Source organism: Sphingomonas sp. SUN039 (assembly GCF_024758725.1).
In the GTDB taxonomy this organism is placed as follows: Bacteria; Pseudomonadota; Alphaproteobacteria; order Sphingomonadales; family Sphingomonadaceae; genus Sphingomonas_O.
Genome location: NZ_CP096972.1, coordinates 2,783,907 through 2,797,102, shown reverse-complemented (window position 1 = coordinate 2,797,102; position 13,196 = coordinate 2,783,907). Strand labels below are relative to the sequence as shown.

The following is a 13,196-nucleotide window of genomic DNA, read 5'->3' as shown; positions in this document are numbered from 1 at the left end:
GACCCGCTCAGAATTTGAAGCGGGCGGTGATGCCATAGGTGCGCGGTTCGGCGAGGAACACGCCGTACAACTGCGTCGAGGCGACATAGGTGCCGTTCTGCACCGAATTCGCCCCTGCGCTGGTCGATGTGGCGGGCAGGCCGGTGGCGCGGGTGCCGCCACCCTGCAGCGGCGCATCGAAGCTCACCTGCTGGTAGTTGGTGTCGAACACATTCTGCGCCCAGACTTCGATACCCCATTTGTTTTCGGACCCGCGGATGCCCAAACGGGCATTGACGATGGCCACGCCGTCCTGCTGCTTTTCGCGGTCGAGGTCGGAACCGGTGTTGACGTCGCTCTGGTAGCGCATGTCGGCGTACACCAGCCCGCTCAGCCCGCTGTTGCCCAGCGGCGGCGTCCACGAGACCGACGCGGTGGTCACGATCTGCGAACTGTTCGACAGACGCGATCCCGGCAGGTTGTTCAGCGCGGCGGGCAATGCCGTGCCGTTGATCCCGACCAGATCATTGCCATAGGTCGTGTTGACATAGGTGAGGCCCAGATTGACGCCGAGATGCCGTGCCGGACGCAGGAACGCCTCCATTTCGAGACCCGCCGATTGCACGCCCGATTTCAGGCCGCTGGTGCAGACGCCCGTCGCACTGTCGGCGTCGCGGTCGGCAAAGTTCAGCGACGTCTTACAGGCGTTGATGTTGACGACGATGAAGTTGACGCCGTTGAAGGTGTTGAGCTGGAACCCGGTGAAGTCCTGCCGGAACGCGGCGATGTTCAGGTCGATGCCGTTACCGTTCCATTTATAGCCGAGCTCGTACGAATTGACGAGTTCGGGCTCGAAGGTCAGCTGCTGCAGGTTCGGCGCGCCATAGGTCAGGCCCGACCGGTCGAGGTTGAACCCGCCCGCCTTGTACCCGCGCGAGAAGCTTGCGTAGACCAGCAGGTTGTCGACCGGCTTGAAGCTGAGCACGGCGGTGCCGGTGATCCGGTCCTCGCTCTTCTTCGCGCCTGTCTGGCTGAAGCTGCCGCCCGGGACGTTGGGGATGACACACGGCAGTGTCGCCAGCCCGGCCAGCGGCGAGGCGCGCAGACCCGCGCAGATCGTATTGTTGTCGCGGAACGTCGCGTCGAGGGTCTTTTCCTCGTTGGTGTAACGCGCGCCCAAGGTCAGGCTCAGCCGGTCGGTGAAGCGGATCACATTGTGCGTGAAGAACGCATAGTTGCGGCTGGTCTGGTTATAGGTGTCGTTGAGGCCGACGCCGACCAGCGTTCCGGCCGGTTGGCCGATGGCGGCTGCCAGCGAACCGAAGCCCGGGCGCAGCGGATTGGCGTTGAGCGCGGCGAGCGTTGCGCTGCCCGTCGCAGTTGCCGTTGCGGCCAGTACCGGCTGGTTGACGCAATTGCCGGTCGGCGTCGGCGCGAGTGCCGAAGGCAGGACGCTCGCAAACAACAGGCAGTTCGCGTAGCGTTCGTAATCCGCACCATAGGTCAGATTGTCGGTGAGGTTCAGCTTTTCATTGGCGAAATAGGCACCGACCAGCCAGTCGAGCTTGTCCCCGAACGCCGAGCCCTGCAGCCGCAGTTCCTGGGTGAAGGTCTTGAAGCTCTGCGTCGCGCCGCCGTTGTTGAGGCGCTTCAGGATATCGAGGTTGTTGAAGTCGGCGTCCTGCCCACGCACCAGCTTCCAGTCGCGATAGGCAGTGATCGAGGTCAGCGTGGCATCGCCGAACTTCCAGTTGATTTCGGCCGACACGCCCGCGTCGCGGACATTGCCCTGGTAACCGACGCCCGGCGTCAGCGCGGTCGTGCGCGCGAAGGTATTGTCGCTGATGATACCGCCCAGCGCACGTTCGATCCCCGCGATCGAGTTGGGCGAGCTGACCAGCGTCCCGTCCGCCGCGCGGGTCAGGTTCTGCGCGGGCAGATAGGTCGCGCCACAGCATTCCTCCTTGCGGTCCGAATAGTCGCCGATCAGGCGGATCGAGAAATCGTCGTTCGGCTGGAACAGCAACTGGCCGCGCAGCAGGTAACGGTCGCGGCCGTTGATCTTGCGGCCCGACACCACGTCGGTCAGGAAACCGTCGCGCTTGAAATAGATGCCATCGAGGCGTGCCGCCACGGTTTCGCCGAGCGGTCCGGTAATGCCGCCGCCGACGCGGATGGTGTTATAGCTGCCATAGGTCGCTTCGGCCTCGGCCCCGAAATTGAATTCGGGCTTTTTGGTGATGACCGAGATCAGGCCCGCGCTGGCATTGCGCCCGAACAGCGTGCCCTGCGGCCCGCGCAGCACTTCGATGCGGTCGACGGCGCCCAATTCAGTCAGGCCGACGCCGGCGCGGTTGCGATAGACGCCGTCGACGAAGGTCGCGACCGAGCTTTCGAGGCCCGGGTTGTCGCCGACGGTGCCGATACCGCGGATACGTGCGCCGCCCGCGCCCGCTTCGGACGAGGTCGACGAGACGAGCAGCGAGGGCGACAGCTGGTTGAGCGCGCGGATGTCGCTCGCCCCCGAATTCTGGAGCGACTGGGCCGTGACCGCCGACACCGCCAGCGGCACGTCCGACAGCGCTTCGCTGCGGCGGGTCGCGGTGACGATGATGTCGCCGGTGCTTTCCTCCTGCGCGGCTTGCGGTGCTGCGCCCTGCTGGGCCACGGCAGGGGACGCAAACGCAACAGCGGCAACAACCGGTGCAGCCGACACCAACAGGCGGAATTTGGACATTGCTCTCTCCTCGAACCGGGAATTGCCATCCCGTTTGGCCGGGTGCTTAGAGCAGGTCGGGTGCCGATACCAGTAATCGCCCGCAAAACTGCGGTTTTCGGGCTTTTACGCGGCTTTTTTGCAACAGTGTAACGATGGTGACGCTACGGAAAGCGCTACTGCTGTTTGGGCGCGATCACCATCAGCATCTGGCGACCCTCCATACGGGGGTGCTGTTCGACCTTGGCGATCTCCGCCGTGTCGCCCTGGACCCGGATCAACAGGTTCATGCCGAGCTGGCCGTGGCTCAACTCGCGGCCGCGAAACCGCAGCGTGACCTTGACCTTGTCGCCCTCGCCGATGAACTCGTGGATCTTCTTCATCTTCGTATCATAGTCATGATCGTCGATGTTCGGACGCATCTTGATCTCCTTGATCTCCTGCGTCTTCTGCGATTTGCGCGCGATGTTGGCCTTTTTCTGGGCCTCGTATTTGAACTTGCCCACGTCGAGGAATTTCGCGACCGGCGGGTCGGCGTTCGGCGACACTTCGACCAGATCGAGTCCGACTTCACGCGCCTGTTCGATGGCCTCGCGGGTGTAGAGCACACCCAGGTTTTCGCCGTTCTCGTCGATCACCCGCACCTTCGGCGACTGGATGAATTCGTTGAAACGCGGGCCGTTCATCGGGACAGGCGGCGCACCCAGCGGGCGGCGCATCATCGGCGGTCGGATAGTGTCTTCTCCAAAAATGGTCATGCCCATGGCTGTGGGCAGTCGGTCACTTAGGGCGTCGTCGCGCTCTTGCAAAGGGGACGCCGGAGTTAACCCGGCTTTAGCAGCACAACCGTTACTTGGCGGCAACAGTCGGACGATGCGTCCGGCCCTGTCGGAGACGCTCTTGGCCTCGATGGCCCCGCCCCTGTCGCGTTCGCGGCGACTTGCGATCCCGCCGGTTGCGGTGGCCGTCGCCTTGTTGCTGCTGCTCGTCCTGCCCAATCCGGCGGGCTATGTCGGCGGCGGCGGCGACGACTGGTATTATGTCGAGGCCGCGCGCTGCGCGGCGGCGCACGGCTGGTGCCTGCCCGAAACGCATTGGGCGGCGCGCTGGCCGCTGGTCGCGCCGATGGGCCTGTCGTTCGCGCTGTTCGGCGACGGCTGGTGGCAGGCGGCACTGGTGCCGTTGCTTTACAGCCTGCTGGCGGTCGCGATGTTCGTGCGGCTGGTGGAGCGCCGTTGGGGTGCGCGCGCGGCGCTGATCGGCGGCATTGCCTTCGTAGCGACGGCCTCATTCGCCAAGGGCTTGCTCCAGCCCAATGTCGAGACAGTCGAACTCGCGCTGCTGCTGACGGCCGCGAATGTCGCGTCATCGGCGTGGCGGCGCGGCGATAGCCGGCTGTGGCTGGCGGCGGGCATCTTGCTCGGCTTTGCCGCACAGGCGCGGATGACGAGCCTGGTTTGGCTGCCGATCGGCGCGCTCGCGCTGGTTCTCGCGCCGCGCGCGCGGCGTCGCTTTGCGCTGCCGGTCCTCGGCGGCTTTGCCCTGCCGCTGGCAATCGAGGCGCTCGTCTACGGACTATGGGCGGGCAAGCCGTTCCTCAGCCAGGAACTCTCCGCCGCGCATACCCGCATCGCGTCGAGCGAACTGCCGACAAGCGTCGATCTGACCCGCTCGCCGTTGTTCAATCCGCAATTCATCGGCGGCTGGCACCCGGCAATGGACATCCATCTCCACTGGACGGTCGACGGCATCGTCAACCTGCTGGCCAATCCGCAGATGGGGCCGGTGCTGCTAGCCGCGCTTGCGGCGATCTGGCTGCGGCACAAGGCGCTGAACTGGCGGCACCCTGCCGTGCTGCTGGCAGTCGTCGCCGCGCTTTACACCGGTGCGCTGATCTACGGTCTTGCGATCGATCCCAAGGCGCGGATGTTCCTGCCGGTGGCCGCGCTCGCCGCCGCCATTGTCGCGCGGTTGGCAACCGATCTATGGGATGCGGGCGAGCGGTTGCTTGTTGGCGGGCTGATTGCGGCGCTGGTGCTGGTCGGCGCCATCGAGACCGACAAACGCTTCGATATGGGCCGGGCGGGTCCGCTCGCGGCCGACTGGGCGCGCGCGCAGCCCGGCGATGTCGCGGTCGAGGATGCGACGCGGCGGTTTCTCACTTTCAATCCAACGGTCCGCGCGCTGCCGGTCGAACCGGCACCGGCACGGCACCTGATCGTGCTGGTCGCGGGTTCGTGCGCCGAAGCCGCGCCTGTGGTCGAAGCGCCGCAGGACTGGGTGCTGTCGCGCGCGGCCGACTTCGGTCGCCCGAACGACCCGCTCAACCTGTGCGAATTCCGCCGAGTGCGTTAAACGGGAATAATTCTTCTTCGAGCGCTAGCGAGAAGCCCTGCCGAGCGTCAGCGAGGTACGCGCCGCACCGCTTCTCGCCCACGCTCGAAGGAGCACCTCGCTCGCGCTCGGCGAGGAAAAAGCCTCCGCCTCTTCAGCCCAGATAGTCTGCCAGCAACGTGTTCGCCCTCGGGCCGTCCCAATCCATGCCACCCGAAATCCGCCAGACTTCCTTGCCGTTCGCATCGTAGAGCACCGTCGTCGGCAACAGCCCGCCGCCGAAGGCGAAGCCGAGGTTGTTTTCGGCATCGCGATAGGGCTGGAGGTTGGCGAGCTTCGCCTTGGCCCACCATTCGGGCACCGGATCGACGGCTTGCTTGGCGCTGTCCTGATTGACCACCATCACGCGTAGCTTGCCCTTGGTGCGCGCCGCCAGCCGGTCGAGCGAGGGCATTTCCTTGACGCACGGCCCGCACCATGTCGCCCACAAATTGACCAGCAGCGGCTGCCCCTTGAAATCGGCGAGCGTCGTGGCTTTGCCCTCGGGCGTCTTGAAGCCGTCTTTCGGCATCGCCGCGCCGCGCTGCGCCATGTCGAGCGTCCCCGCCGGTTCGCCCCCAGCGGGTGCCGCGGCGGTCGCCGTCGCGTTGGGTTGCGGCTGGGGGGTCGATTGCTTATCGCAGCCCGCAAGAAGCAGGGCGGGCACGAGACAGACGATGAACGAGCGCAAGGACAGCTCCAATGCCATGTGGGGCGGGCGCTTTGCCGAGGGGCCCGCGTCCGTGATGCGTGCGATAAATGCCTCGCTGCCGTTCGACAAGCGGCTGTGGCGGCAGGACATTGCCGCGTCGAAGGCGCACGTCGCGATGCTGGGCGCGCAGGGCATCCTGACAGCCGCCGATGCTGCGACAATATCGGAAGGGCTCGACCGGGTTGCAGCCGAATACGCAACAGGTGCGCTCCCCGACGATCCCGCGCTCGAAGACATCCATATGGCGACCGAAGCGCGGCTCGCCGAACTGATCGGGCCGGTCGCGGGCCGCCTCCACACCGCACGCAGCCGCAACGATCAGGTCGCGACCGATTTCCGTCTCTGGGTGCGCGATGCGCTCGATGCGGTCGATACGGGATTGCGCGCTTTCCAGTCGGTGCTGCTCGACCGTGCCGCAGAACACGCCGATGCCGTCATGCCCGGTTTCACGCACCTCCAGAGCGCGCAACCGGTGACGCTCGGCCATCATCTGATGGCATGGCATGAAATGGTCGCACGCGACCGCTCGCGCTTCGCCGATGCGCGCGCCCGGATGAACCGCTCGCCGCTGGGCAGCGCGGCACTGGCGGGGACGGGCTTTGCCATCGATCGTGCGATGACGGCAATGGCATTGGGCTTCGATGGCCCGACCGCCAATTCGCTCGATTCGGTCAGCGACCGCGATTTCGCGCTCGATTATCTGTCGGCGGCGGCGACCTGTTCGATCCACCTCAGCCGCATGGCCGAGGAAATCGTCATCTGGGCGTCGCAGCCTTTCGGGTTCATTACCTTGCCCGACCAATGGTCGACCGGCAGCTCGATCATGCCGCAAAAGCGCAATCCCGATGCGGCGGAGCTGGTGCGCGGCCATGCCGGACGCATCCTTGGCTGCCACACCGCGCTGATGGTCACGATGAAGGGGCTGCCGCTCGCCTATTCGAAGGACATGCAGGACGACAAGGAGCCGGTATTCGAGGCACACGACCTGCTCGAACTGTCGGTCGCTGCGATGACGGGGATGACGGCGGCACTGACCTTCCGGACCGACCGGATGCGGGCACTGGCCGAGGCGGGGTTCTCGACCGCGACCGATCTTGCCGACTGGCTGGTCCGCGAGGCCGATGTGCCGTTCCGCGAGGCGCACCATATCACCGGCCGCGCGGTCAAGGCGGCGGAAGAGCGCGGCTGCGGCCTCGTCGATCTGCCGCTCGACGTGCTTACGGCCATAGATTCGCGCATCGACGCGCGCGTGTTCGGCGTGCTGACCGTCGACGCCTCGGTCGCATCGCGCACCAGCCATGGCGGAACCGCGCCGGTCAGGGTAAGGGAAGCCATTGCCGCCGCCCGGGCGGCCCTGGAGAAGAGCGCATGAAGCGCTGGATCGGTCTTGTCGGCGTTCTCGCCCTTGCTGCCTGCGGTCAGGTCGCGCCTTTGCGTCCGCAAGTCGGCGCATCGCTGCCGCCCAAACCGGCGGCGGCGGCCAAAACGCCCGATGCCGAATCGCTGACCACACCCAGCGACCAGTCGCGACCCAAACGCAACGACGAGCTGCTGCAAAGCTCTGAGAAGCGCGCGCCCGACAAATTCGATCTCCCCCCTTCAGGCTGAATCCATGAACCATTTCCAGTTCCGTGACGGCGAATTGTTCGCCGAGGACGTCCCGCTTGCCCGCATCGCGGCAGAGGTCGGCACGCCGGTCTATGTCTATTCGCGCGCGACGCTCGAGCGCCATGCGCGGGTGTTTTCGGAGGCGGTGGCGCAAGCCGGTGATGTCGAGGTCGCCTTCGCGCTCAAGGCCAACCCCAATCTCGCGGTCGTGCGGGTGCTCGCCAAAATGGGCATGGGCGCGGACGTCGTGTCGGGCGGCGAACTCGACCGCGCGCTTGCGGCGGGGATGACGCCCGACAAGATCGTCTTTTCGGGCGTCGGCAAGACCGATGACGAGATGGTCCATGCGCTCGACACGGGCATCGGCCAGTTCAACATCGAATCGGAAGAGGAAGGGCGCGATCTTGCCGCACTCGCCGCCGCGCGGGGGCTGACCGCGCCCGCGACGTTGCGCGTCAATCCCGATGTCGATGCGGGGACGCACGCGAAGATCTCGACCGGCAAGGCCGAGAACAAGTTCGGCGTCGCGATTTCGGACGCGCCTGCAATCTTTGCGCGGCTGTCGGCATTGCCGGGGCTGAACCTGCGCGGCGTCGCGCTCCACATCGGCAGCCAGATTTTCGACCTCGCCCCGCTCGAGGCCGCCTTCGCGCGCGTCGGGCGACTCGTCGCCGATCTGCGTGCGGCCGGCCATGCGATTACCCATGTCGATCTCGGCGGCGGGCTCGGCATCGCCTATCGCCCCGACGACGTGCCGCAGGAGCCCAGTGCCTATGGCGCCATGGTGGCCCGCGTCACGCAGGGCTGGGGCGTGAAGCTGATGTTCGAACCCGGCCGCATGATCGCGGGCAATGCCGGTGTGCTGCTGACCCGTGTCATCCGCGTCAAGCCGGGCTCGGTGCACCCGTTCGTCGTCGTCGATGCCGCGATGAACGACCTAGCCCGTCCCGCGCTCTACGATGCCTATCACCATTTCGAACCCGTTACCGCGACCACCGAAACGATGACCGCCAACCTCGTCGGCCCGGTGTGCGAAAGCGGCGATACCTTTGCGATGGCGCGCGAGACCGGCGTCGTCGCGCAGGGCGACCTCGCCGTGTTCCGCACGGCGGGCGCGTACGGCGCGACCATGGCCTCGACCTACAACAGTCGCGCCATGGTCCCCGAAGTGCTCGTCGACGGCGACCGTTACGCGGTGGTCGCCGACCGCATCCCCGCCGCGACGATCATGGGCGCGGAACGCGTGCCCGACTGGCTATAGCCGGACTCCGAAGCGCGGCCCGACGAACGCCATCGCCAGATAGAGTGCGATCGTCAACGCGCATCCAGCGATCAGCGCTGTCCAGAATCCCTTGCCGTTCCGCAGCAGCACCGGAACGACGAGGAACATCGGCAGCGACGGCAGCACGTACCAGAACGTCGCCCGGGCATGGTCGGCCAGCCGCACCGGATCGGCGGTGTCGTGCCACAGCCACATCATGCCGAGGATCGAAATGAGCGGCAGCGACGCGACCAGCGCGCCGATGCCGGGACTGCGCCGCGCAATCTCCGACACGGCAGCGACGATCAGCCCCGAAAGCGCAGCTTTGACAGCGAAGTAAAGCATGGCCCCTATTGTCCCAATGCGAGCTTGGCGAATAGCGTAAAGCTCTTCGGGTTGCGCCCGTAAGCCGCATTAAGGGCGGCGGGCTTGGCGTAGAGGCTTGCCGTCCCGCCGAGCGTCAGGCCGAAGGCGCCGATAGGTATCGTGTAGCCATAGCCCAGCGTCGCTTTGGTGACCGTAAAGCTGCGTCCCGCCAGCGGGTCCGGCGTTTCGAACAACTCCTCGTTGTCCACCGTCTCGACTCGCCCGAACACCGCATGGCGCGGGGTGATGTCGAAATTCGCCTCGGCCAGAAACGCGCCATGCGCGTCGCCGCCGTGCACCTTGTGCGAATAGGCCACCGTCACTGCCAGCCGTGCATCGGCATAATGTACGGCACCCACTGTCCGCCGCTCGTTCTCGCCCGGGTGCGTTGTCTCCGGTTCCTTCAGAAAGCCGTGCGACAGCGACACCGCCCAGTTCGGCGACGGCGTCCAGGTCGCGCGGACGCTCCATGAATCGAGCTTGGGCGTTTCGATATTCCAGCGGCTTTCGTCGGGTTCGCGGCCGCGAAAGGCAGAGGCTTCGACCTGCCAGCGGGTGCCGCTAAGCCCCGCCGTCACGACGCCATAGGTAATATGGGTCGAATCGAACCAGTGGTGCGTGATCGGCGCTTCGGGGTTCAGCCGCGCCGAGCGCCGGTGCATGAATGCCGACGGCCCGAGCGCAGGTTCGGCGACCGGCCCGCCGTAGAGAAAGCCGCGCACGCCGCCGAAATCGTGATCAACCCGCGCCGACAGTTCCATGAACAGGTCGTGCGGATGTTGGCGATCGACCAGCGGGACGCCGCCCGCTGTCTCGCCGGTCGCGAACAGGTTCGGGTAACCGCGAGCGCCCATCAACGGATCGAGACTGAGCATCGTACGGAACTGGATGCGGGTCTTCGGCGACAGGTCGCGCGATGCCTCGGCCATCGCCATTGAGGTCACGAACGCCTGACTGTCACCGCGCGGACCGCCTTGGTTGCTATAGGTGCCCCAGGCATAGCCGTGGAGCATCACCGTCCACTCGCCGGGCATGAAATGCAGGCCGTGCATCATGCCTTCTTTTCCCGGCAACCGGCCCGTCCCTGACCCTTCGGCAAAATCAGGCGTAATCGGCACCGTGCCACAACTGGCGGTCTCGCAAGCTGCCATGCCTTCCATCATCCCGTCCATCTTGGACATGTCATGTCCGGCATGGGGATCGGCTGCGGGAGCGGGCGTCGGTGCTGGCGTAGGTGCGGGCATATGCTGGCTATGGTTCATGCCCTGCATCTGCGCGACTGCGGGGGCGGCAATCAGCGTCGCGGCCGCGCCGAGCGCGACCGTCAAAATACGGGTGTTCATTGTCGAAATCCTGTCTCGAACCGGAAAAATGGTCTTGGCGGAGTCAGGCTTCGAATCGGGGCGGGGGCGGGTCGAGCGCGGTGACGCGTGTCGTCAGTGTCCGGTGGACGATAATGTAGCGGGCGGTCGCGGCCATAGGCGTGGCAGGTGCGGCGAACGCAAAACGGATGGGCGTCGCGCAGCCGACACAGGCGTCGGAGACATGTGCTTTGGAGGGCTGATGCTGGTCATGCGCCATACCGACATGATGCGCCGCAGTTGCGGTCAAAGGCACTGCGGCGGCGCAGTGCGGCACCACCGACCCGAATGCGAGCGCGAACACCAACAGGAAACGCCACAGGGCCATTTGACGACCATAGACTTGCGTACAGATTCGCGCCAGTCGGACCAGCGATGCACAGCCTGCCGCTCTTCGTCCGTCTTGCCGGTCGCCCGGTTGCGCTGATCGGCAGCGGTCCGGCTGCCGAGGCCAAGCGCCGGTTGCTCGACCGCGCCGGGGCGGTGGTCGTGGACGAGGAACATGCAGTCGCGCTCGCCATCGTCGCCGATGGGGATGAAGCCGCCACCACGCGGCTCAAGGCGCGCGGGGTGCTGGTCAATGTCGTCGACCGGCCCGAGCTGTGCGATTTCACGCTTCCGGCGATTGTCGACCGGTCGCCGGTGATCGTGGCGGTCGGCACCGGCGGCGCGTCGGCGGGGCTGGCCAAGGCCTTGCGCCAGCGTCTGGAGACTTTGCTGCCTGCCGCGCTCGGCCCGCTTGCGACCGCACTGGAGGAGGCGCGCACCACGATGCGTGCGCGATGGCCCGATGCAGTCGAACGACGTCATGCGCTCGACACGGGCTTTGCGACCGGCGCCGCGCTCGATCCGCTGGCAGAGGGGCATGACGTCGCAGGCTGGCTCGGCGCGACGGCAACGCCGACCGCGCGGCATGAAGTCATCCGCCTGGCGTCGCCCGATCCCGACGAGCTCACCCTGCGCGCGGCGCGCCTGCTGGGCGAGGCCGATGCGATCTGGCATGACGCCAAGGTGCCGACTGCCATTCTCGACCGCGCCCGCGCCGATGCCGAACGCCATGTCGGCGCGCCACCTGCGGACGAGCGCCCCGGCCTGACCCTCGAAGTGCGTTTCGCATGACCGCGCGCAGCTATGTGGTCGACAAGGGCACGGCGCGCACTGTCACCCGCGATGAGGCGACGGCTGCGCTGGGCAAGGCAGACTTCGTGTGGGTCCATTTCGATGACTGCGACACGACGACCGAAGCGTGGCTCAGCGGTCCCGGCGCGCTGGTCGATCTCGTCGTTTCGGCACTCGTCGCGACCGAGACCCGGCCCCGCACCGATGCCATCGACGGCGGCGCGCTGGTCAATCTGCGCGGGCCCGACGCCGATGTCGCGACCAATCCCGACATGCTCAGTTCGATCCGGCTGTGGGTGGCCAAGGGGCGCGTCTTTACCGTGACCCGCCGCGATCTGGCCGCGCTCGATGCGGTCGAGGCGCTGATCCAGTCGGGCGCGGTCCGCGACCCCGGTGATTTCGTGTCGATGCTGGCGAGCGAGATCACCGCCGAACTCGATCCCGATGTCGCCGAGTTGGGCGATACGCTCGACGACTGCGAGGAAATGGTCGGCGGGCGCAACGCGCTGACCCTGCGCCGCACGATTGCAAAGGTACGCAGCCGCGCCATCGGTTACCGCCGCTTCATGGCCCCGCAGCGGACCGCGCTCGAAAAGCTTGCCGGCTTCGATGTTGCCTGGCTGGAACCCGACGACCGGCTGCACCTGAACGAAGCCGCCGACCGCGCGGCGCGGATGGTCGAAGAACTCGAGGCGATCCGCGAACGCTCGGCCTTGCTGCACGAGCAATTGACCGACCTGCGCGCCGAACTTGTCGATACGCGGGGCCTTGTGATTTCCGTGGTGGCGCTGGTGTTCCTGCCGCTGACCTTCCTTACCGGGCTGCTGGGGATGAATGTCGCTGGCATCCCCTTCGCCCACGAACCCTGGGCGTTCGGCGGTGTGGTTGGCGTTTGCGTTGCCATTGCCATCGGCGTTGCCTGGTATTTCATCCGGGCCAAATGGTTCCGCTAGGGGTTTCGACAGGAGAACAAGATGCTGACCATCCATCACCTCAACAACTCGCGGTCGCAGCGCATCCTGTGGCTGCTCGAGGAACTCGACCTGCCGTACGAGATCGTGCGCTATCAGCGCGACGCCACGACCAGCCTCGCCCCGCCCGAGTTGCAGGCGGTGCATCCGCTCGGCAAGTCGCCGGTGCTGACCGAAGGACCGGAAGGCGCGCGCGCCACGATCATCGAATCGGGTGCCATCGTCGATTACATCCTGCGCCATCATGGCGGCGGACGGCTCAGCCCCGCGACCGACAGCGCGGACTATGACGCCTATGTCCAGTGGCTGCACTATGCGGAAGGGTCGGCGGCGCTGCCGCTAATGATGCGGCTTTACACGTCGCGACTGGGCGAGGCCGGTGCACCCCTCCAGCCGCGCATCGACAGCGAGCTCGCCAACCATCTCGGCTATGTCGAGGCGTCGCTGGCGGGGCGTGACTGGCTGGTCGGGGACAGCCTGACCGGGGCCGATATCCAGATGAGCTTTATCGGCGAGATCGCGGGCGTTTACGGCCTGCGCGCAAAATACCCCAACATGGACGCCTGGGTGAAACGCTTCCAGGCACGCGATGCCTATAAGCGGGCGCTGGAAAAGGGCGGTCCCTATAGTTTTGCGTGAACCTCGCCGAAGGCACATCAGCGCTGCCGACAGATTGCAAGGGGTTCACACGAAGCTCACGAAGTCACGAAGCAGTGAGCACTTCTTTGTG

Annotated in this window: 13 protein-coding genes; 7 read left to right on the top strand and 6 right to left on the bottom strand. The window is 66.1% G+C overall.

Features of this window, described 5'->3' with window-relative positions; genetic code table 11:
• Positions 1–7: 7 nt before the first annotated feature.
• On the bottom strand, positions 8–2,716 hold the full coding sequence (locus tag M0209_RS13700; protein ID WP_258888824.1) for a TonB-dependent receptor: 2,709 nt from the start codon (positions 2,714–2,716) through the stop codon (positions 8–10).
• Between the two features lie 155 nt (positions 2,717–2,871).
• Complete coding sequence (infC, locus tag M0209_RS13695; protein ID WP_258888823.1) at positions 2,872–3,417, bottom strand: translation initiation factor IF-3; 546 nt, start codon at positions 3,415–3,417, stop codon at positions 2,872–2,874.
• Between the two features lie 151 nt (positions 3,418–3,568).
• On the opposite strand from infC, the gene M0209_RS13690 reads away from it, so the two are divergent.
• Complete coding sequence (locus M0209_RS13690) at positions 3,569–5,050, top strand: glycosyltransferase family 39 protein (protein ID WP_258888822.1); 1,482 nt, start codon at positions 3,569–3,571, stop codon at positions 5,048–5,050.
• A 133-nt stretch (positions 5,051–5,183) separates the two neighbouring features.
• On the opposite strand, the gene M0209_RS13685 is transcribed toward M0209_RS13690, so the two are convergent.
• Complete coding sequence (locus M0209_RS13685; RefSeq protein ID WP_309547067.1) at positions 5,184–5,735, bottom strand: TlpA disulfide reductase family protein; 552 nt, start codon at positions 5,733–5,735, stop codon at positions 5,184–5,186.
• Positions 5,736–5,775: 40 nt separating this feature from the next.
• Between M0209_RS13685 and argH the strand changes: the two genes are divergently transcribed.
• The 3 genes from argH to lysA are packed head-to-tail and all read left to right on the top strand — an operon-like array spanning position 5,776 to position 8,649.
• Positions 5,776–7,152: an argininosuccinate lyase gene (gene argH, locus M0209_RS13680; RefSeq protein WP_258889643.1), complete on the top strand. Its 1,377-nt coding sequence runs from the start codon at positions 5,776–5,778 to the stop codon at positions 7,150–7,152.
• Positions 7,149–7,388 carry a hypothetical protein gene (locus M0209_RS13675; protein WP_258888821.1) on the top strand — a complete coding sequence of 80 codons (240 nt, stop codon included), beginning with the start codon at positions 7,149–7,151 and terminating at the stop codon, positions 7,386–7,388. The genes argH and M0209_RS13675 overlap by 4 nt, the downstream gene beginning before the upstream one ends.
• Positions 7,389–7,392: 4 nt before the next feature.
• Positions 7,393–8,649 (top strand): diaminopimelate decarboxylase, encoded by a 1,257-nt coding sequence (lysA, locus tag M0209_RS13670; RefSeq protein WP_258888820.1) that lies wholly within the window; start codon positions 7,393–7,395, stop codon positions 8,647–8,649.
• Here the strand turns inward: lysA and M0209_RS13665 are convergent.
• The 3 genes from M0209_RS13665 to M0209_RS13655 are packed head-to-tail and all read right to left on the bottom strand — an operon-like array spanning position 8,644 to position 10,704.
• Positions 8,644–8,994 carry a DUF3147 family protein gene (locus tag M0209_RS13665; RefSeq protein ID WP_258888819.1) on the bottom strand — a complete coding sequence of 117 codons (351 nt, stop codon included), beginning with the start codon at positions 8,992–8,994 and terminating at the stop codon, positions 8,644–8,646. The genes lysA and M0209_RS13665 overlap by 6 nt on opposite strands.
• A 5-nt stretch (positions 8,995–8,999) precedes the next feature.
• The gene (locus tag M0209_RS13660; RefSeq protein WP_258888818.1) at positions 9,000–10,358 is read right to left on the bottom strand and encodes a hypothetical protein; all 1,359 of its coding nucleotides are present in this window, start codon (positions 10,356–10,358) and stop codon (positions 9,000–9,002) included.
• A gap of 43 nt (positions 10,359–10,401) precedes the next feature.
• Positions 10,402–10,704 carry a hypothetical protein gene (locus M0209_RS13655; protein WP_258888817.1) on the bottom strand — a complete coding sequence of 101 codons (303 nt, stop codon included), beginning with the start codon at positions 10,702–10,704 and terminating at the stop codon, positions 10,402–10,404.
• Between the two features lie 47 nt (positions 10,705–10,751).
• Between M0209_RS13655 and M0209_RS13650 the strand changes: the two genes are divergently transcribed.
• The 3 genes from M0209_RS13650 to M0209_RS13640 are packed head-to-tail and all read left to right on the top strand — an operon-like array spanning position 10,752 to position 13,105.
• Positions 10,752–11,495: a bifunctional precorrin-2 dehydrogenase/sirohydrochlorin ferrochelatase gene (locus M0209_RS13650; protein ID WP_258888816.1), complete on the top strand. Its 744-nt coding sequence runs from the start codon at positions 10,752–10,754 to the stop codon at positions 11,493–11,495.
• On the top strand, positions 11,492–12,448 hold the full coding sequence (locus tag M0209_RS13645) for a zinc transporter ZntB (RefSeq protein WP_258888815.1): 957 nt from the start codon (positions 11,492–11,494) through the stop codon (positions 12,446–12,448). The genes M0209_RS13650 and M0209_RS13645 overlap by 4 nt, the downstream gene beginning before the upstream one ends.
• Positions 12,449–12,469: 21 nt before the next feature.
• Positions 12,470–13,105: a glutathione S-transferase family protein gene (locus M0209_RS13640; RefSeq protein WP_258888814.1), complete on the top strand. Its 636-nt coding sequence runs from the start codon at positions 12,470–12,472 to the stop codon at positions 13,103–13,105.
• Positions 13,106–13,196: the final 91 nt, after the last annotated feature.

What these genes read in the sequence shown, in the direction of transcription:
- M0209_RS13650 (WP_258888816.1), top strand. Translation starts at nt 10,752, where the DNA reads ATGCACAGCCTGCCGCTCTTCGTCCGTCTTGCCGGTCGCCCGGTTGCG.
- M0209_RS13700 (WP_258888824.1), bottom strand. Translation starts at nt 2,716, where the DNA reads ATGTCCAAATTCCGCCTGTTGGTGTCGGCTGCACCGGTTGTTGCCGCT.
- infC (WP_258888823.1), bottom strand. Translation starts at nt 3,417, where the DNA reads ATGATGCGCCGCCCGCTGGGTGCGCCGCCTGTCCCGATGAACGGCCCG.
- M0209_RS13660 (WP_258888818.1), bottom strand. Translation starts at nt 10,358, where the DNA reads ATGAACACCCGTATTTTGACGGTCGCGCTCGGCGCGGCCGCGACGCTG.
- M0209_RS13655 (WP_258888817.1), bottom strand. Translation starts at nt 10,704, where the DNA reads ATGGCCCTGTGGCGTTTCCTGTTGGTGTTCGCGCTCGCATTCGGGTCG.
- M0209_RS13675 (WP_258888821.1), top strand. Translation starts at nt 7,149, where the DNA reads ATGAAGCGCTGGATCGGTCTTGTCGGCGTTCTCGCCCTTGCTGCCTGC.
- argH (WP_258889643.1), top strand. Translation starts at nt 5,776, where the DNA reads ATGTGGGGCGGGCGCTTTGCCGAGGGGCCCGCGTCCGTGATGCGTGCG.
- M0209_RS13665 (WP_258888819.1), bottom strand. Translation starts at nt 8,994, where the DNA reads ATGCTTTACTTCGCTGTCAAAGCTGCGCTTTCGGGGCTGATCGTCGCT.
- lysA (WP_258888820.1), top strand. Translation starts at nt 7,393, where the DNA reads ATGAACCATTTCCAGTTCCGTGACGGCGAATTGTTCGCCGAGGACGTC.
- M0209_RS13640 (WP_258888814.1), top strand. Translation starts at nt 12,470, where the DNA reads ATGCTGACCATCCATCACCTCAACAACTCGCGGTCGCAGCGCATCCTG.
- M0209_RS13690 (WP_258888822.1), top strand. Translation starts at nt 3,569, where the DNA reads ATGCGTCCGGCCCTGTCGGAGACGCTCTTGGCCTCGATGGCCCCGCCC.
- M0209_RS13645 (WP_258888815.1), top strand. Translation starts at nt 11,492, where the DNA reads ATGACCGCGCGCAGCTATGTGGTCGACAAGGGCACGGCGCGCACTGTC.